This is a genomic window from Methylobacterium sp. GXF4 (genome assembly GCF_000272495.1).
Lineage (GTDB): Bacteria > Pseudomonadota > Alphaproteobacteria > Rhizobiales > Beijerinckiaceae > Methylobacterium > Methylobacterium brachiatum.
This window is the reverse complement of the sequence record NZ_AKFK01000102.1, coordinates 13,323-31,729: the sequence shown is the minus strand read 5'-3', so window position 1 is coordinate 31,729 and position 18,407 is coordinate 13,323. Positions and strand designations below refer to the sequence as shown.

Here is an 18,407-nt window from a genome sequence, read left to right as displayed (position 1 = left end):
CATGATGGGAAGGTCAAGGGCCAGCCGAATCGCATTGCCAAATCGCGACGCGCCCGACAGATTTCCTGCGCACCACGCGCGAGAGATCCGATGACGGAACCCCTGACCCTGTATGGCGATCTCGGCTCCGGGAATTGCCTCAAGGTCAAATGGGTGGCCGATCATCTCGGCATTCCCTCGGTCTGGCGCACCGTCGATGTGCCGGGCGGCGGGACGCGGGAACCGGCCTTCCTGGCGCTGAACCCCGCCGGCCGGGTCCCGCTCCTGGTGTTTCCCGATGGCGAGACGCTGTCGGAATCGAACGCGATCATCCTCCATCTCGCGGAAGGCTCGGGCCTCATTCCCGAGGCGGCACGCGCCCGCGCCCGGATGCTGCAATGGATGTTCTGGGAGCAGTACAGCCACGAGCCCTACATCGCGGTCCGCCGCTACCAGCTCCATTACCTGAAGCGGGCGCCGGACACGCTCGATCCCCGGCTGGCTGAACGCGGCGCGGACGCCCTTCGGCTGATGCAGGGGACGCTCGAACGCTCTGCCTTCCTGGTCGGCGACGCGCCGACGCTCGCCGACGTGGCCCTGGTCGCCTACACGCGCATGGCCCACGAGGGCGGCTTCGACCTGGCGCCCTACCCAGCCCTCCGCCCCTGGATCACCCGCGTCGAGACGGCACTCGGGCTCGGTCCCTATGCCTGATCGGCCGCGCGCGGCAGCTCCGCGGTGGCGCCGTATTCCGGCAGGCTGACGCGCACGGTGGTCCCCTGCCCGACCGTGCTCTCGATCGCGAGGCGGCCGCGGTGGCGGTTGAGGCTGTGCTTGACGATGGCGAGGCCGAGGCCCGTGCCGCCCCGGGCGCGACTCGAGGCCACGTCGACCCGGTAGAAGCGCTCGGTCAGGCGCGGGATGTGCTCGGGCGGGATGCCGGGGCCGTCATCCGTCACGGACAGGACGATACGGCGCCCGAGCCGGGGATCCTCCTCCCGGGACAGGCTGACGCCGACATGGCCGCCCCCGTATTTCACGGCGTTCTCGATCAGGTTCTCGATCACTCGGGCGAGCTCGTCGGCATCGCCGGGGACCGGATACGGCCCGGCCCCGTCCTCGAACTGCACCGTGGCGCCCCGCGCCTCGGCGGGCGGCCCCTGCGCGTCGACCATCTGGCGGGCGAGCGCCCCGAGATCGACCACGGTGGTGGGCGCGACGTGCTCGCGCAGCTCGATCCGCGACAGCGACAGCAGGTCGTCGATCAGCCGGGTCATGCGCAGGGCCTGGACGCGCATGATCTCCAGGAACCGCTCGCGGGCCTGCGCATCCTCGCGGGCCGGCCCCTGCAGGGTCTCGATGAAGCCGATCAGCGTGGCGAGCGGGGTGCGCAGCTCGTGGCTGGCATTGGCCACGAAATCGACCCGCATCGCCTCCAGGCGCCGGGCCGAGGTCAGGTCGCGCAGGAACAGCACGGCGCTCACCCCCGATCCGTCCGGCATCGGCAGGGCGCCGATCTGGACCTCGAAGGTCCGCTCCAGGGGCACCCGGGTCGCCAGGGGAACGCGGCGGGGCATGCCCGAGCTGAGGACCGCTTCGACCCCGTCGAGGACTTCCGGGCTGCGCAGAGCGAAGGACAGGGGCCGCGCCTGATGCAGGGCCGGCAGGAGCGCCCGGGCCGCCGGGTTGGCCTCCACCACGAGGGTGCGGCGGTCCACCAGGATGACCGGGTCGGGAACATGGGCAAGGAGCGCCTCGGCGATCGCGTGGCGCTGGGCGGTCGCCGCCGGTCGCGGGCGCGGCGCCTCCTGACCGCGGCCGCCGAGCCAGCCGCCGATGCAGACGGCACCGAGGCCGACGAGGATCAGCGGGAGTTCGAGACGGCCGGAGAGTGCCACGGCGATGCCGAACAGGCCGACCGCGATCGCGGCGCCCATCCAGGATTGGGAACTGCGCGGACGGTCGGGCATGGTCGAGGGCGTGCCGGACCGGTTACCGGGATCCGGTGTCGTCGGGCCGCGGCCGCCCGGACGGGCCGGCAATCCCCTCCGGCGGCCCGGGATCGCGCGCGCCCCCGGCCCGCTTCACGATCTCGTAGAGGCCGAGCATCGCCAGGGCGGTCATGAACGGCACGATGTAGTAGCAGCCCCGGAACAGCAGCAGCGAGGTCAGCACCTCGTTGCGTGGCAGGCTCGACAAAGCGAGCAGGATCGTGGCCTCGAACACCCCGATCCCCCCGGGCGCGTTGGACGCGATGCCCAGCATGGCGGCCAGCACGTAGATCGCCAGGAAGGTGGTGAAGCCCAGCGTCGTCTCCTGCGGCAGCAGGACGTAGAGCACCGCCGCCGCCGCGCAGACATCGCCGATCCCGACGAGCATCTGCCCGATCGAGACCGAGGCGCCGGGCAGTTCCAGCCGCCACTGCTTGACGGTGATGCTGCGCTTCTTGGCCGAGACCCAGGCGAGGTAGCCGAGCACGAGGGCCAGCGCCGCAAGCCCGACGCCCTGGTTGATCCGGATCGACGTGAAGGCGAGCCCGGCGAGCTGGCCCGCCTCGATGATCAGGCTGAGGCCGAGCACGACGCCCATGCCGAGCCAGAAGGTGAAGCCGGCAATGACCGTGAGCGCCGCGATCTTGGCCGTGGACAGGCCCTGCCGGGCATAGATCCAGTAGCGGATCGTGCCGGCGGTCAGCAGCGGGAAGCCGAGGGTGAAGCTCACCGCGTAGCTCGTGAACGAGGCGAGCGCGGTGATCCGGTAGGGCACCTTGATCCGGAGCTGACGCAGGGCCAGCGCGTCGTAGCCCGTGAGGAACAGGTAGCTGATGCCGACGAACAGGAAGGCGAGGCCGAGCTGCTCGGCGGTCGCCGCCGCCACGGCCGCGCGGACCTCCGCCCAGCTCACGCTCTGGACGAGCTTCCACAGCACGCCGAGCGAGACCGCGAACAGCACGATGCTGGCGGCCGTGCCGATCCAGGCATACCGGCCGCGCCAGCTCTTCCGCGAGGTGCCCGCGGCAGCGTCGTGCTCGACCGGCTCGACCGGCTCTGCCGGTCCCCGGTGCTGTCCCTGAAAGTTCATGCCGTTCGGCGTCCGCCCTTCCGGCTGCGCGGCCCGGCCGAAGGCCTGCGCCCGTGCCGGATGTTCCCGGACCGCGGCCCGTTGCCCCGCATGTAGGCCGAACCGGCGCTCAAGGCCAGGGAAGGCCGGGCGGGGGCGGGCACGCTCTGCTCACGGATCGGTGCGGCGCAGGAGCGCCGCGGCCTCCGACAGGCCCTGCCGGATCCGAGCGGGCACCTCCGGCGAGGTGCAGACATAGGTCGGACTCGGATGGGGGATGGCGATCAGCGGCAGGCCGGGGCGCAGGGCCGCGATCGCCGGAGCCGCCCCGCCGGCGAAGCGCCCGGCCAGGACCGCCACGCTCAGCCGCGGCAGCAGGTCCAGCAGCGGCGCCAGATAGGGCGCGGCCGCGGCGACCTCCGCCCGGCGCGGCGCTCGGTTCAGCGCGCCCGCGGCGTGGATCAGCCAGGGTACCGCGTTCCAGATCAGGGTGTCGGCTCGCGGGATTCCGGCCTCCCGGAGGAACCGGAACAGGTTGGCGGCGGTGCCGTTCGCGCTGTCGCGGGTGACGAAGCCGGTGCGCAGCACCGCCGGACCCGGCGTTTCCAGAAGCAAAAGCATCCGCGCCGCGACGCCGCCGTCGAGGGGGTCGGGCACCGGAACCGGCGCTCCCCGCTCCGCGGAAATCCGCTCGGCCAGGGCCCGGATGGGGGCGATATGCGGCGCGGTGATCAGGGCGCGGCGGGCGGCGAGCGCCTCCGGGTCGGCCAGGGATTTCGGCGCCTGCGGCTCAGCCGGCATCGAGGCCGGGGATCGGCGCTCCGAGCCGGCCCGCGAGGCGAAAGCCCTCGATCCCCTCCTCCCGGGCGAGCCGCGCGTCGAGACCCGCCACGCCGCCGAACTGGAAGCCGATCTGGCTCGTATAGGCCGCACAGGCCGCGCGTTTGCGCGCCCGAGCCCCGGGATCGAGGGCGATCCGCCGCACCGGCAGGGCAGCGAACAGGTCGGCCAGGGGCTCCCGGGGCGTGGCCTCGCGGACCGTGTAGGGGAAGTCGCGCCACCACAGGATCGGGATCGGCACGGCGAGGCTCGTCAGGGCGCGGACCGCCTGGACGTGGTCGACATGGCCGCCGACCGCCTGCGGGGCGAGGATGAGGTCCGGCCTCTCCGCGGCGATGAGCTCGGCGAGGGCCGGCGCCAGATCGGCGGCGATGCCGTCATCGGCGCGGGGGGCGGAAAACAGTTCCGGCGCCGAGCCGTAGCCGCGGTGCGGCGCCTCGCGGAACGGCAGGTGCCGGGGCGGCGCGATCCCGAGTTCTTCGGCGGCCCGGTCATCCTCGGCCCGGCGCAGAACCATGTAGTCGATCTCGGCCGGCAGGCCCTTGTCGAGCTGGCAGGCGAGCGCGAACCCCTTCGGATCGGAGACGCTGCCGGTGAACAGCGTCGCCATCACCACCCGCCAGCCCTCCCCGGCCAGGCTCGCCAGCAGCCCGCCGCAGGAGAAGGCCGCATCGTCGAGATGGGGCGAGAGGGCGAGGGCTGTCGGCACGCGGCGTGGCTTCTCGGTCAGAGGAGATGCGGTTCGGCGCGGAACCGGCAGGTCGGGTCCTCGGGCAGGTCGACGGAGAAGTCCGTGGCCGGGCGTTCGTGGCGCACGCGCTCGTAGACGTCCATGATCTGCCGGCCGACGGCGCTCCAGGAATAGACCCGCCGGCATTCCTCGAGCCCCGCCTCCGCCAGGCCGCGGCGCAGCGCCGTATCCGTGACGATGCGGGTGAGCGCGCCGGCCAGCGCCGGGATGTCGCCCGGATTCATCAGCAGGCCGTTCTCGCTGTCGCGCAGGCAATCCGAGACGCCGACCGCGTGGCAGGAGACCACCGCGAGACCGGCCGCCATGGCTTCCAGGATCGTGTTGGAGAAGCCTTCCGCGTAGGTCGGCGAGACGAACACGTCGGCGCGGCGATAGAGGTCCGGCACCTGGCCGTACTCGGCATAGCCGGTGAACGCGATCTCGCGCGGGGAGAAGGCGAGGTCGGCGGCCATCGCCTGGGCAGGATCCACGTCCGGCCCGATCCCCGAGATCGTGGCCGCGAAGGGCGTGCCCTGCTCACGCAGGATCGCCAGGGCGGCGATGAAGTCGAGCACGCCTTTCCGGCGGTCGACCCGGCCGTGATAGAACAGCCGCACCGGTCCGATATGCGGCGTCGGCAGCCCGTCGGGCGTGCCTTGCGCGAACCGTTCGGTGTCGACCGCGCCGGGCACGATGGTGAAGCGGGCGGGATCCGAGCCCAGCCGATCGCAGACCTCATCCACGAACGAGGCGCCGCCGATCAGCAGCGCGTTGGCGTGGGCCAGCACCTCGCACATGGCGACCCGGTGGGTCTCGCAGCAGGATCCGACCCAGTGGCCGTCGCCGCCCTGGATCGAGACCACGCTCGGCACCCCGAGTTTCCTCGCGGCGAGCAGGACCGCCCAGCCCGTCGGATAGCCGTATTGCGCGTGCAGGACGTCGAACGGCTTGTCGGCGTGCTCCCGGCAGATCGCATCGACCATGGTGGCGATGTCGCGCTCGAAATCGCCCGAACTCTGCTCGCCGAGCTGCTCCAGGCCGATCACCCGGACGCCCGGCACCGGCGGCGGCGGCCCACCGCCATAGACGCGGGTACCGAAGGCATCGCCCCGGTACTGCGAGATCATCGTCACGTCATGGCCGGCCCCGACCAGCTCGCGCAGCAGGTTCTGCGCATAGACGCTCATGCCCGAAATCGCCGGGAAGTAGCGGCGGCTGAGGAACAGGATTCTCATCGGGCAGCACCGGACGGCCAGGATCCCCTCCCCCTTGCGGGGCGGGGTAGGGGTGGGGGTGGCGCAGACGGCACCGGGGCGCTCGATTGTGCACCACCCCCACCTCCGGCTCCTCCCCGCAAGGGGGAGGAGAGGTGCGCGCGTCCCATCACTGCCATTGCCGCCGCGTCTCCTGCTCGCCGGCGAGTTCCGGGCCGGGGCGGCGGCAGCCGCGCAGATATTCGAGGGCTTGCGGGATCATCACGTCGGCCCGGTGGCTCTCGCGGGACAGCTCGACGCAGACCAGCTTGCCGAAGCCGACCTCTTCCAGCGCCGCGAGAACGCCCGGCACATCCATGTCGCCCTCGCCGAAGGGCAGGTGGATATGGCTGCCGCGCTTCATATCCTCGATCGCCACCGTGCCGATCCGATCGGCGAACTCGCGCACGGCCTCGGCCGGGTCGCGCTCGCCGGTGACGAGGCAGTGGCCGGTATCGAGGGCGAGCTTGAGGCCCGGCACATCCAGCGCAACGAAATCGTCCAGGGTCTCGATCAGCATGCCGGGCTCGGGCTCCAGGCAGGGCACGATTCCGGCCTGGCTGGCGAAGGCCGCGACCTCGTGCAGCCCCTCGGTCAGCCAGCGGCGCGCTTCGCCATGGTCGACACCGGGCTTCGGCACGCCGGCCCAGAACGACACGGCCTCGGCCGACAGCATCGCGCCGATCTCGACCGCGCGCTTGAGGAAGCCGACCCGGCGGGCCCGGCCCGCCGCATCGGCCGTCACCAGGGTCGGCTCATGCTTGGCGGTGGGATCGAGCAGGAAGCGGGCGCCGGTCTCGATGACGCAACCGAGTTCCAGCTTCTCCAGCAGGCTCGCCACCCGGCCGGCCTCCGCCGCCCAGGTCTCGGCGAACGGATCGAGGTGGTGGATGTCGAGGGTCAGGGCCACGCCGTCGTAGCCCGCCGCCTTGATCAGGTGGAGGGCGTCGTCGAGGCGGTGGTTGGCCGCGCCGTTGGTGTTGTAGGCGAAACGGAGGGTCACGCCGCCCTCCCCTGCTTCTGCGCGAGCCGGAACGGCGCGTGATGCGATTCGGGCTCGCGATAGAGCGGATAATGGCGGCCGACGATCTGCTCGGCGAGCGCGGTGTCGAACAGCGGCTGGCCGCCGAACCGCTCCAGGGCCTCCGGGGTGAGGCGCACCGGGCGCAGGGTCTCGCTCTCGGTGCCGAAGCGGATCAGCGGGTGGTCGCGGTCGAGGAGCTTGCGCGTGTTGCGCTCGCCGATCCGGTAATAGCTCATGGTCTCGACCTCGAGCCCGGGCACGATCGCCTTGACCACGCCGACGCTGCCGCCGAGCGGCGAGCAATCGACGTAGAGCAGGTCGAACCCGGCCTCGGTGAGCCGATCGCAAGCGATCTTGCCCCGGGCATGCCCGTCGGCCGCCTCGGTGGACGGCAGGTCCGAGAACCGCTTGGTGCTGCGCTCGCTGTACACGGTATCGGCTAGCACGCTCCGGAGATCGGCGGCCGGCAGCTCGATCCAGGCGAGCATCGCCTGCAGGGCGCGGCTCTCCTCCAGGTCGAGGCTGGGAAGCGCCTTCTGGATGAAGGCATCGACGTAGCCGGGCGGCGTCACCGTGGCGGCGAGGTCGAGCGGACCGTGCCCGAAGGTCTTGCGCACCCGGGCGGCCTGGAATTCGAGCAGCGCCTTGCGCAGGGCCCGCTCGCGGTCCGGATCGCAGGCCTCGCCGCAGGCCGAGAGGGCGATCGGCGCCGGCGCCCGGGCGGGATCCTCGTCGTAGCCGACGACGTAGAGGTTGGTCAGGCCGAATTGATCGGTGGCGAATTTCGGCAGGGCGCGGATGCCCAACTCCTTCAACCGCGCCAGCATCGCGGCGTTCTCCGGGCCGATCCCGTCGAGATCGAGCATGACGCCCTGGTCGAGGGCCCGGAACAGCAGGCCGTTGCCGTCGCGCTGGAGCAGTTCGAGCACGCCGTGGCCCAACGCGAAGGGCACGTCCGGCCCGGCGCCGAGGCCGTTGGTGATCAGGTTGGTGAAGGGCCGGTAGCCCTCCGACAATTCGAAATAGTCGGTGGCGGCGACGTCGAGCGGCATCAGCACGATCTCGCCGGTTCCGTGCCGGACCGCCGGCGTCCATTCGAGCACCGTGTCCCGGCCGACCGGGGAGCCCGCCGGCAGGCACAGGGTGAGTGGGTCGGCGACCGATTTCGGCCCATAGACCCGCACGAGGTCGGCGTAGCTCGCGCGCTCCTTGGCCCGCGGCAGGACCGCGAGCGAGGGCATCAGGTTCTCGGCGATCTCCGCCACGGCGCCGATCAGCGCCTCCTCGTCGGTGGCGCCGTAGCCGATGCCCGACGGCATCGCGCCCACGAAGAACGGATCATCGAGGAACAGGGCGACGAACCAGACCGGCACGCCGGTCCGGTCCAGCGGCGCCAGCGGGAAGCCGACGATGCGCCCCTCCGGCAGCACGTTGAGATAGGCGCGCACCGGATCGGGCAGCGCCTCCGGCAGGCCTTCGATCCGGCGCTTGGCGCCGAACCGATAGGGGCGCGGCGCCTTGATCCGCTCGTGGCGGGCGCGGTCGTCCTGGTCGTGACTGGGAGCTGTGTCGGTCAAGTCGTATTCCCGTCTGCCTTGAACCGCTTTGCCGCCCCATCCCACCCGTCCCCCCTTATCCTGAGGTGCCGAAGCGCAGCGACGGCCTCGAGGGAGGCTTCCAGAAAGCGCAGGGGTCTCTGGAGGGCTCCTTCGAGGCCCGCTGACGCGGGCACCTCAGGATGAGGGTCGGGGTGGGAGATCCCGGGGTTTGGCTCGGCGGTCGATCATCCTGTCTTGGGGCCGCTACCCCTGCCCGTAGGCACGGGCGACGAGTCGCATCGTGTGGAGGTCTCGAGAGGCCGAATAGGCCGCGCGCTCCTCGGGTCGGCGCAGCGCCGAGCCGAAGGCCCGCACCTGCTCGGTGAAGGGCGAGCTATCGGTATCGAAGGCCAGCGGCTCCGCGCGTCCGCTCGCGCCGTCGGTGAAGGTCAGGGACCCGCCCGCCGTCTGGCCCATCGTGTCGATGGCGGTGAGCTGGCCCTTTGTGCCGACGACTTCCAGGCGGCGGCGGGGCAGCGCGTCGGGACAATTGTAGGCGACGTGCAGGCTCGCCAGGGCGCCGCCGGCGGTGCGGCCGATCAGCAGGGCGCCGTCATCGACGGCATAATCCTGGGCGCGAATCTGCGTCAGGGCCGCGATGTCGGCGAGCGGCTCGCCGAGCAGGAAATCCACGAGGTCGAGGCCGTGGGGGGCGAGATCCATGAGCGCGCCGCCGCCGGCCTGCGCGGCGTCGATCCGCCAATTGGGCTGGCCGGCCTCCGACCAGTCGCGCCCGAGCCAGCAGGCATAGACGATCCGGACCGCCGTCACGGTGCCGAGCCGTCCGGCCGCGACCTGCGCGCGGATCGCCCGGTGGGCCGGGTGGTGGCGCTGATCGAAGGCGGTGCCGTAGAAGATCGATTTGGACTCCACCGCCCGCACGATCGCTTCGGCGTCGGACAGCGTCGCCGCCATCGGCTTCTCGCACAGGATCGCCTTGCCGGCGGCGGCGAGCGCCTCGACGGCGCCCCGATGGAGATGGTTCGGGGTCGCGACGTAGACCGCCTCGACCTCGGGCTCCGCAAGGAGACCGGCGAGGTCGGCATGGGCGCGGGCGCCTTCGCGCTCGGCCACAGTGCGGCTCTCCGGGTTCGGGTCGCTGACCGCCACGAGACGGTGCCCGGCGGCCCGGATGCCGGGAGCCATGTAATCGCGGGCGACCCAGCCGTAGCCGACGATGCCCCAGCCGACCGCGTCCATCACCAGCGCTCCGGCAGATCGACATATTCGCGGGCGCGGACGCGCTGCGTGTCGGCACCGTCGATTCGGCCGTCGAAGGTGAGCTGTTCGGGACCTGACGACTGCATCGGGTAGGTCGAGCGGGGGGCGTATTCCTCCCGGTAGCGCTCGGAGGGCCAGCGGATCGCGTAGCCCTCGCCGTCGGGCTGATAGAGCGGGTTGAGCCGCACGACCGTGCCGGCCTTCGGCAGGGTCAGGCCATCCACCACCGCCCGGGGCGCCGGGCGCATGCCGGGGCCGGCGACCACCGAGAACGCCTCGCAGGTCCTCAAGGCGGCCGGCTCCTGGGGGACCGGCGCCCGGGCCTCGACCAGGGCGCGGGTCAGCTCGGCGTCGTCGTACACGAGGGCGTCGGGAAAAAGCTCGGCGATGTCCTCGGCGGTGACGGCCCGGCCGGCCGAGAAACCGGGGCACTCGCGATTGTGGATGTGGCTCAGGGCGAGCCAGCCATCGTCGCCGGCATTCTGGCGCAGGTTTTCGAGCAGCGCCGTCTTGTCGTCGAGGAAGTAGAAGGCGTCGTTGCACACCACCAGATCGACCGGCGCGTCAGGGATCGGCCAATGCGGCGAGCCGGCGTCGAAGCAGACGAGCTGCGGCTTGGGCCCCACGACCCAGTGGCGGGCGACCCAGAGCTTCGCGAAGACCACGTCGGCCCCGGCGGTCTTGCAGCCGCGGCGCTCGAGCTCCCGGAGGTAGTGGCCGATGCCGCAGGCGAATTCGAAGACGCAGCGCGGCTCGTTCCAATGGGCCTCGAGCAGGGTCAGGCCGGCCAGGAAGGTCGGATCGCTCCAGCGATGCAGGAAATAATCGCCGACGCGACCCCAGCCGAGGCGGTGGACCGCATCCCGCAGGGTCGCGTCGCGGCGGTCCTTGATCAGCCGGATGATCTCGGCCGGGTCCGCCGGCGGGCCGTTCCACCAATCGTCCTGATCGACCAGCAGGGCAGCCAGGGCCTCATCGGGCTCGCCCGCGTCGAGATGGGCCAGCACCCGCTCGACCAGCGCCTCGCGGCCGACCCGGAGGTACGGGATTCCGTCGATGACGGGCCAGCGCGCCCCGGTGCCGGCGTCACGCAGGGCGTGCGGCGCGTCGGGCTTCAGCGGGTTGCCGGTCTGCGGCGATCTGAGTTCGAACGGGATCATGGGCTCTCGGGACCGCCCCGTCAGATGGGCGACCGGGTCTGACGGACAACGCGAATCTGGTCCTAAGGGATGCGCATGTCGCGCAGGACACGGTCGTGGAAACCCTTCACCGGCCCGGCATGGACCAGCTCCCACTCATCGAGCACCGCCGCCATCGTGGTCGAGGCGCCGCGCAGATGCTGGGCGATCTGCAGGACCCGGTCGACGCAATCCGCTGCGTGGAAGGCACGGCCCTCCGCGGTGGCGTCGTCCGGCAGCACGGCCCGGGCACGCTCGACGTGATCGCGCAACGGCGCGTCGAGCTCGGACATCGCCCAACCGGTGGTCACGGCCATGATCGGGCCGAGATGGTCGCCGAGCAGCATCTCGCCGGTGAAGCCGGCATCGGGCATCGCGGCATTGTGGAAATGATGGGCCATCGCGGCCAGGAACACGGTCCCGGGATCCGCCCGATAGAACGGGCTCAGGCAGACCCCGTAGACCGCCACGATCAGGCAATGCTCGGCGTGGTTCTCCGGCGGCTCCAGCAGGATCCGGGCGCGGCCGGGGCAGGTGACGCCCGCCCGGGGTTGCTTCGCCAGGGCCGCAACGAAGGACGGCACCGGTCCGGGCCGGCCCGGCGGGCGCGGCGTGAGCCGCGCGCGCAGGCGATCCCGGAGGTCCGGGTCGAGGTCGCCGGCCACGGCATCGAAGCCCGCGACCAGCACGGCGGAGGCCGCCGCGTCCGAGAGCCCCGCCGCCGCCAGGAAGGCGGCGTCGAGGTCGCAGAGCCGTGTCGCGGCCAGCGTCGTGGCGGTGATGTCGAGGGCGACATCCTTCGGGGAGGCCCCGCCGGTGAGCAGGCCCCACCCCTGCGCGAACAGCCGTTCGGCGATCGACCCGTCGCGGCCCGCCGAGTGGACGCGCTTGAGATCGTTCATCTCGACGAAGAGTTCGCGCAGAGCGGCCGGCGCCGCCGCGTCGGACATCAGTGAACGCCGAGCCAGTCGAGAAGCATCGCTTCCTGCTTGCCGAAGGCGTGCTCCGGCCCGTGGCCGTTCTTCACCATCGGGGCCTTGAAGAAGGTCGAGAGCTGCTCCTGCACGCCGCCGTCGCCGCGCTTCTTCGCCAGATCGAGCACACGGGCGATCTCGATCACGAGGGGCGCCGCCAGGATCGAGTCCTTGCAGAGGAAGTTGACCTTGATCTGCATGCGCTGGCCCATGAAGCCGGTGACGTCGATGTTGTCCCAGGCCTCCTTGTCGTCGCCGCGCGGGCGGTAATAGTGGATGTGCACGAGGTGGTCCTCGACCGGGTAGCCGAGGATCGAGTCGAGCACCGTGCCCTTCGTGTTAAGCTTCGACTGCAGCGAGTTCGGGTCGTTCAGGGCGAGCCCGTCGCGGTTGCCGAGGATGTTGGTCGAGAACCAGCCGTCGACGTGGAGCGCGCGGGCCTTGAAGGCGGGGGCCAGCACCGTCTTCATCATGGTCTGGCCGGTCTTGCCGTCCTTGCCGGCCACCGGGACGTTCATCTCCTTGGCCAGTTCGAGCAGGGCCGGCACATCGGCGGCGATGCTTGGGGTGAAGTTGGCGTAGGGGACGCCGCTCTTGATCGCCGCATAGGCGTAGAGCATCGCGGGTGAGATCGACTCGTCGCTGGAATCCAGGCCCTTCTCGAAGGCGTCCGAGGAATTCAGGGTCGGGTCGGACAGGTCGGGCCAGCGCTCGGTGGAGGCGAGGTTCACGACCACGACCTCGTCGAGGTTGCTCTCCTGCTGGAAGCGCCGCAGGTCGCTGGCAATGATCGAGACCGCCTCGCGGTGCCCGGCGGCGACGATGCGGTTGCTGCCGTCGATGTTCTTGCAGAACTTGGCGCTGCCGACCGCGGGCCAGGGCGTGATGCCCTTCAGCGCCTTGGCGCCATCCTCGATGTCGTCCTTCGACAGCACGCCGTGGCCGGCCGCGGCCGAGGCGAGGTCGTCGCCGTTCAGATCCCAGCCGCCGAACACGAGGTCCTTGTAGTCGGCCATGCCCGCCACGGAGAGGCCGGCGAGCGGCAGTCCGTCGAGCCGGTTCGATCCGGATTTGATCATTTCGATGCCGGCGATGGCGGTGGTGGCGACAGCGCCACCCATGCCAACGAACGCGACGCCGACGCGGCGACCGGTCTGCATGCTCATCGGAAAATACTGTCCTTGTGGGGACGCGCGTCGCGTCTGGGGAAAGAGTAGTCGACCCCCCCGGGGCGATATCTAACTGGCTCAACCGTGGCCCGTTCCAAGTCGAATGCGACAACTTTGCGCCCAACCGACGTGAAGCGCGGCCGGATCACGGCGTTAACGCGGCCTCAAAAAGCAGGGTTAACCCTTCGTTGACCGTGCCACGGTTGAATCACGGGGCCGTCCCATTCTGGTCACGGCCGGTGCCGATAGGGCCGCCGTCTGAGAGAACCCGGCCGCCAGACGCCGGGCCGACGCAAGGGACAATCTAGAGAAGGACCAGTGATGGGGGTTTTCCCGGAGCCGGCGCATTGCGCCGACGACGTGAGCCGACTCGTGCCCAGCGCGAGCTTTTGTGAGACTGAGACCGTGGCATGGCTGCCGCGGGCCGGACGCGGGAACGGGCGCCGGTCACTTCGCCGCATGGGCCGCACCGGCCTGCGCCGCCTCACCGGGACCCTGGCCCTGGGCGTCATCGCCGGGTTCGGTCTGCCGCAGGCGGCCTTCGCGCCGGCCGTCTTCGCGCCATCCGCGCAGGCCCATGACCGGATCGACACCAGCCCGCGCGCGGCCAGGGCGCTCGCCGCCGGCAGCGAGTCCGGCTGGATGCAGGCCGGCGGCTCTGAGCAAGGCCTGCGCGCCGGTTTCACGGACACGCCCCCGGCGGAGAGCCCGGACGCCTGGACCGGACTGCCCGTCGAGGACCAGGAGCCCGCGACCACCGCACTGATCCAGGACGACCTCGCGACCCTGCCGCGGGTGACCCAGGAGCAGGGTGAGGATGCGGTCCGGTTCGGCGAGCGCAGCGTGCCGCGCAAGGTGGTCGACACGATCGTGAAGGCCTCCGACGAGGCCGGCGTCGACCCGGTCTACATGATGGCCCTGGCCGACAAGGAATCGAGCTTCGACACGGATGCCAAGGCCGGGACCTCCTCGGCGCAGGGCCTGTTCCAGTTCGTCACCCGCACCTGGCTGGAGATGATCCGCGATTACGGCGCCCGATACGGCCTGGCCGAGGAGGCCGCCGCCGTGAAGGGCCGCGGCTCCGCGATCACCGTCGCCGGCCCCATGCGGGCCCGCGTGCTCGGCCTGCGCAACGACCCCCGCGTCGCCGCCTTGATGGCGGCCGAGCTGATCAAGCGCGACCGCGAGCGGATCGAGGCGAAGGTCGGGCGGGCGCTCACCACCACCGAGCTCTATCTCGCCCATTTCCTGGGCAGCGCCAGCGCCGGGCGCTTCCTGTCGCTCTCCTCCGAGAAGCCCGACGAGGTGGCCGGACGCGAGTTCCGCAGCGCGGCGCGCGCCAATCGCAGCCTGTTCACCGCCAAGACCGGCGGCAAGCGCCGCAGCCTGACGGTGGCCGAGTTGCACGGGCGGATCGACGACATGATCGACCGCCGCCTGACCCGCTACCAGGGCGTCGCCGCGGTGACCGGCGCGGTCATTGCCGACAAGCTGCCCGCCCCGACCGAGACCGCGTCCAACGCGGTTGACCAGGCGCCGGACAACCGTCGCGTCGAGGTGACGGAGGCGCTGCCCCCGGACGGCGTCTGATGCCAACCCGCGTCAGTGCCCGCTTGCCGGCGCACCGCCGCCGAGCTTGACCGATTTCAGACTCAGCGCGAGGGGCACCGCGCAGGCGGCGACCAGGCCCATCACCCAGAACACGTCGATATAGGCCCAGTAGGCCACCTGCGTCTGGAGCACGCTGCCGATCCAGGCGGTCGCCTGGCTCTGGGCCTCGACGCCGGCATAGCCGTGCTCGGAGAAGTACTGCGTCGCCTGCCGCATGGTCTCCTGATAGGCGGGCGCGGCCGGGTTGACGCTCTCGACCAGCCGGCTCTGGTGGAACTGGCTGCGATAGGCCAGCATGTTCTGGGCGAGCGACACGCCCATCGAGCCGCCGACGTTGCGGGCGACGTTGATCAGCGCCGAAGCCTGGTCGGTCTGGTCCTTGCGCAGGCCCTCGTAGGAGGCCGAGGTGATCGACAGGAACACCATCGGCAGGCCGATGCCGATATAGACCCGCGACCACGCGAAGAACGAGAACGTGGTCGTGCCGTTGAGCCGGGTCAGGTCGTACATGCCCAGCGCCACGATGGTCATGCCGGCCGCGATCAGCCATTTCGGCTGCACGTAAGCCGAGACCCGGCCGGTGAGGAACATCATCACCACCGTGACCATGCCCCCGGGGCCGAGCACGAGGCCCGACAGGGTGGCGGTGTAGCCGTAATATTCCTGCGTGATCTGCGGGATGAACTGCGTGGTGGCGATCAGGATCGCCCCGGTGAACATCATCACCAGGAAGCAGGAGCCGAACTGGCGATTGCCGATCAGGCGCAGGTCCACCGCCGGGTTCTTCCGGGTCAGGAGCCAGGGGATCATGGCGATGAACGAGACGACCATGAGCAGGCCGGAGACGTTCATCAGGGTCGACGTGCCGAACCAGTCCTTCCGCTGCCCCTCGTCGAGAATGACCTCCAGCGAGCCGAGGAACACGGCGACCAGCAGGAAGCCGACGATGTCGAACCGGATGCCCTTGCGCACCAGGGCGCGGCGCTCCTTCTTGGCCGCGTCGCTGTCCTCGATCAGCCAGTACATCAGCCCGAGCGCGATCACGCCGATCGGCCCGTTGATCAGGAAGCACCAGTGCCAGGAGGCGTTGTCGGAGAGCCAGCCGCCCAAAGTCGGGCCGATCACCGGCGCGACCACGATGGCGACGCCGTAGAGCGCGAAGGCCTGGCCGCGCTTCTCGGGCGGGAAGGAATCGGCCAGGATCGATTGCGCCAGCGGGGCCATGCCGCCGCCGCCGAGCCCCTGCAGCACCCGGAACAGCAGCAGCGATTCGAGGCTCCAGGCGAAGCCGCACAGGATCGACGCGACGGTGAACAGCGCCACCGACCACATGAAGAAGGCCTTGCGGCCGTAGCGCTTGGCCAGGAAGCTCGACGCGGTCAGCGTGATCGCGTTGGCCACGAGGTAGCTGGTCACCACCCAAGCCGCCTCGTCGGGCCCGACCGCGAGCCCCCCGGAGATGTAGCGCAGGGCGACGTTCGCGATGGTGGTGTCGAGCACCTCCATGAAGGTCGCCAGCGCCACCACGCAGGCGATCAGCCACGGATTGTGCCCGCCCGGCGCCTTGGCGGCGGACGATTTGCCGGCGGAAGCCCGGCCGGTCCCGGCCATCGCGGTCACCGCACCGTGACGGTGGGGACGACCGACATGCCCGGGCCGATCGAGACATCCGTCGGCCAATCCTTGACCACGATCTTCACCGGGATGCGCTGGGTGACCTTCACGTAATTGCCGGTGGCGTTCTGGGCCGGCAGCAGGCTGAAGGCGGTGCCCGAACCCGGCTGGACGGAGGCCACGGTGCCGTGGATCGTGCGACCCGGATAGGCATCGATCACGAGGTCCACCGGCTGGCCGGGACGCATGTCGGTGATCTGCGTCTCCTTGTAGTTCGCCGTGACCCAGATGTCGTCCGGCACGAACATCGACAGGCTCTGCCCGGCCTGCGCCAGCGCCCCGATACCGCCCGTCAGCCGCACGACCCGCCCGGGCTGCACCGACCGGATCGTCGTGTAGCCGAGATTCAACTCGGCCTGCTCGACCTGGGCCTTGTCCCGCGCCATCTGCGCCTGGGTCGAGGCCTTCTGGGCCTGGAGCGAGCCGATCTGCTTCTGCGCGGCGACGACGCTCGCATTCGCGCTCTGCACCGAGGCCTGGCGCTGCTGCAGCGTCGAGGTCGCCGACTGGGATTGCTGGACCGAGCCCGAGCCCCGCTCCGCGAGGTCCTTGTAGCGGGCCGCATCCTCCTGGGCGAACTTCAGGGCCGCCTCGGCGGTCGCGACCTGGGCCTTCGACACGTCGATATTGGCGTACTGGGCCTGGATCTGGGCGTCGATATTGGTGATCGCCGCCTCGTCGGCCGCGACCTGAGCCTTCGCCTGCTCGAGAGCGATCCGGTAGTCGCGCTGATCGATCTGGAACAGCATCTGTCCGGCCTCGACATGCTGGTTGTCGGTGACCGGCACCTCGACCAGATATCCGCCGACCTTCGGCTGGACCGCGATGCTGCGGGCATCGACGAACGCGTCGTCGGTGCTCTCATAGGGATGCATGTACAGGAGCCAGTAGAAGAACACGCCGACGCACAGCGCGACCACCGCGAGGCCTCCGAGCAGGAAGGCCCAGGGGTGGCGCCGCAGGATGTTCGGGCGTTGCTCCTCGTCCTCGGGCCCGTCCTCCTTTTGGGCATCGTCGTCCCGGCCCTCCGCGTCGGAGGAACCCGGATCGTCGTCGTCTGTGTTGGGCTTGCGCGCGGTCTCGCGGCTCTGGTCGGAAGTGTCGCGGCCGAGATCCAGAATGTCGCGCTGGGGCGCTTCGGGCGGTCCCTCGACCGACAGCGGACGTGATGCGGGCTCGGCGGCCTGCCGCTGCTCGTCAAACATGGCGTCTCATCACCACTGGATGGACCGGCCGCCGCACGGCAGCCGGGCTGTACGCGTGCCCGCCTCGGTCAGCAAAAGTCAGGGATCGCACCAAGGTTCCACCCGGCCCGCGGCCGGCCTCAGGAACGCTTGTCGCAGTGCAGCGTTCTGCGGGCGGATTGACCGGGCCGGCGGGCCCGGCGCGTTTCGGAGTTCCGCCATGACCAGCACCCAATCACCCAACCCGCAGGGCTCAGGCTCCGGCTCGACCGCGACATCGCCCTCCGGCATCCCGCTCACCGGCAGCGCGCGCCTCGATGCGATGAGCGCGGCGCTCGCCCGGAACTGGTGGCTCATCGCCCTGCGCGGCGTCGTAGCGATCCTGTTCGGCATCGTCGCCTTCGCGGCGCCCGGGGCCTTCGTGCTCTCGCTCGTACTGCTGTTCGCCGCCTACACCCTGGTCGACGGCGCCTTCGCGATCGTCGGCGCCGTACGCGCCGCGCAGCGGCACGAGCGCTGGGGCTTCCTGCTGCTCGAAGGCCTTGTGGACATCATCGTGGCCGTGGCCGCCGTGCTCGTCCCGGGTGCCGCGGTCTGGGCGTTCGTGCTTCTGCTCGCCGCCTGGGCGCTCGTGACCGGCGGCCTGATGATCGCGGCCGCCTTCCGGCTGCACCTCCATTACGGACGCTGGTGGCTCGGACTCGGCGGCCTGGTCTCGATCCTGTTCGGCATCGCGCTGGCCCTGGAGCCGGGCATGTCGGCCCTGGTGCTCACCTGGTGGATCGGCGCCTACACGATCGCGTTCGGCGTGCTCCTGCTGATCCTGGCTTTCCAGCTGCGCAGCCGGCACACGGCCGCGGGGCGGTAAGCCGCCGCCCGCCCGCGGTTCGAGACCGGACCGCGTGGCGCGCG

16 protein-coding genes are annotated in these 18,407 nt (G+C 70.8%); 3 read left to right on the top strand and 13 right to left on the bottom strand.

The window, feature by feature from the left end; translation table 11 throughout:
• The first annotated feature begins 90 nt into the window (after positions 1 to 90).
• A complete protein-coding gene (locus WYO_RS27220) occupies positions 91 to 693 on the top strand; it encodes a glutathione S-transferase family protein (RefSeq protein WP_007568821.1) in 603 nt (200 codons plus the stop codon).
• On the opposite strand, the gene WYO_RS27215 is transcribed toward WYO_RS27220, so the two are convergent.
• From WYO_RS27215 to WYO_RS27165, 11 genes are all read right to left on the bottom strand, one after another.
• Positions 684 to 1,949: an ATP-binding protein gene (locus WYO_RS27215; protein ID WP_039904467.1), complete on the bottom strand. Its 1,266-nt coding sequence runs from the start codon at positions 1,947 to 1,949 to the stop codon at positions 684 to 686. The two genes, WYO_RS27220 and WYO_RS27215, sit on opposite strands and share 10 nt — an antisense overlap.
• Before the next feature lie 22 nt (positions 1,950 to 1,971).
• Positions 1,972 to 3,060 (bottom strand): lysylphosphatidylglycerol synthase domain-containing protein, encoded by a 1,089-nt coding sequence (locus tag WYO_RS27210; protein ID WP_007568817.1) that lies wholly within the window; start codon positions 3,058 to 3,060, stop codon positions 1,972 to 1,974.
• Positions 3,061 to 3,210: 150 nt separating this feature from the next.
• The gene (locus WYO_RS27205) at positions 3,211 to 3,840 is read right to left on the bottom strand and encodes a uracil-DNA glycosylase (RefSeq protein WP_007568815.1); all 630 of its coding nucleotides are present in this window, start codon (positions 3,838 to 3,840) and stop codon (positions 3,211 to 3,213) included.
• Positions 3,830 to 4,588, bottom strand: a complete 759-nt coding sequence (locus WYO_RS27200) for a PIG-L family deacetylase (protein ID WP_007568813.1) — start codon at positions 4,586 to 4,588, stop codon at positions 3,830 to 3,832. The genes WYO_RS27205 and WYO_RS27200 overlap by 11 nt, the downstream gene beginning before the upstream one ends.
• 17 nt (positions 4,589 to 4,605) lie before the next feature.
• On the bottom strand, positions 4,606 to 5,844 hold the full coding sequence (locus WYO_RS27195) for a glycosyltransferase family 4 protein (protein WP_007568811.1): 1,239 nt from the start codon (positions 5,842 to 5,844) through the stop codon (positions 4,606 to 4,608).
• Between the two features lie 148 nt (positions 5,845 to 5,992).
• Positions 5,993 to 6,865, bottom strand: a complete 873-nt coding sequence (locus WYO_RS27190) for a sugar phosphate isomerase/epimerase family protein (RefSeq protein WP_007568809.1) — start codon at positions 6,863 to 6,865, stop codon at positions 5,993 to 5,995.
• Complete coding sequence (locus WYO_RS27185; protein WP_039904450.1) at positions 6,862 to 8,463, bottom strand: YcaO-like family protein; 1,602 nt, start codon at positions 8,461 to 8,463, stop codon at positions 6,862 to 6,864. Before WYO_RS27185 ends, WYO_RS27190 begins: the two co-directional genes overlap by 4 nt.
• A gap of 225 nt (positions 8,464 to 8,688) precedes the next feature.
• Positions 8,689 to 9,684 (bottom strand): Gfo/Idh/MocA family oxidoreductase, encoded by a 996-nt coding sequence (locus WYO_RS27180; RefSeq protein ID WP_007568806.1) that lies wholly within the window; start codon positions 9,682 to 9,684, stop codon positions 8,689 to 8,691.
• Entirely contained in the window at positions 9,684 to 10,865 is a 1,182-nt protein-coding gene (locus WYO_RS27175) for a methyltransferase domain-containing protein (RefSeq protein WP_007568805.1), read from the bottom strand. The genes WYO_RS27180 and WYO_RS27175 overlap by 1 nt, the downstream gene beginning before the upstream one ends.
• Positions 10,866 to 10,927: 62 nt before the next feature.
• A complete protein-coding gene (locus tag WYO_RS27170) occupies positions 10,928 to 11,833 on the bottom strand; it encodes a hypothetical protein (protein ID WP_007568804.1) in 906 nt (301 codons plus the stop codon).
• Positions 11,833 to 13,023, bottom strand: a complete 1,191-nt coding sequence (locus WYO_RS27165; RefSeq protein WP_007568803.1) for an inositol-3-phosphate synthase — start codon at positions 13,021 to 13,023, stop codon at positions 11,833 to 11,835. The genes WYO_RS27170 and WYO_RS27165 overlap by 1 nt, the downstream gene beginning before the upstream one ends.
• Before the next feature lie 462 nt (positions 13,024 to 13,485).
• On the opposite strand from WYO_RS27165, the gene WYO_RS27160 reads away from it, so the two are divergent.
• Entirely contained in the window at positions 13,486 to 14,616 is a 1,131-nt protein-coding gene (locus WYO_RS27160; RefSeq protein ID WP_244424330.1) for a transglycosylase SLT domain-containing protein, read from the top strand.
• 12 nt (positions 14,617 to 14,628) lie between these two features.
• Here the strand turns inward: WYO_RS27160 and WYO_RS27155 are convergent, their stop codons facing one another.
• On the bottom strand, positions 14,629 to 16,248 hold the full coding sequence (locus WYO_RS27155) for a DHA2 family efflux MFS transporter permease subunit (RefSeq protein ID WP_007568801.1): 1,620 nt from the start codon (positions 16,246 to 16,248) through the stop codon (positions 14,629 to 14,631).
• Positions 16,249 to 16,253: 5 nt separating this feature from the next.
• Positions 16,254 to 17,516 carry an HlyD family secretion protein gene (locus WYO_RS27150; protein WP_007568800.1) on the bottom strand — a complete coding sequence of 421 codons (1,263 nt, stop codon included), beginning with the start codon at positions 17,514 to 17,516 and terminating at the stop codon, positions 16,254 to 16,256.
• Positions 17,517 to 17,715: 199 nt separating this feature from the next.
• Between WYO_RS27150 and WYO_RS27145 the strand changes: the two genes are divergently transcribed.
• A complete protein-coding gene (locus WYO_RS27145; RefSeq protein WP_007568798.1) occupies positions 17,716 to 18,363 on the top strand; it encodes an HdeD family acid-resistance protein in 648 nt (215 codons plus the stop codon).
• Positions 18,364 to 18,407 lie beyond the last annotated feature (44 nt).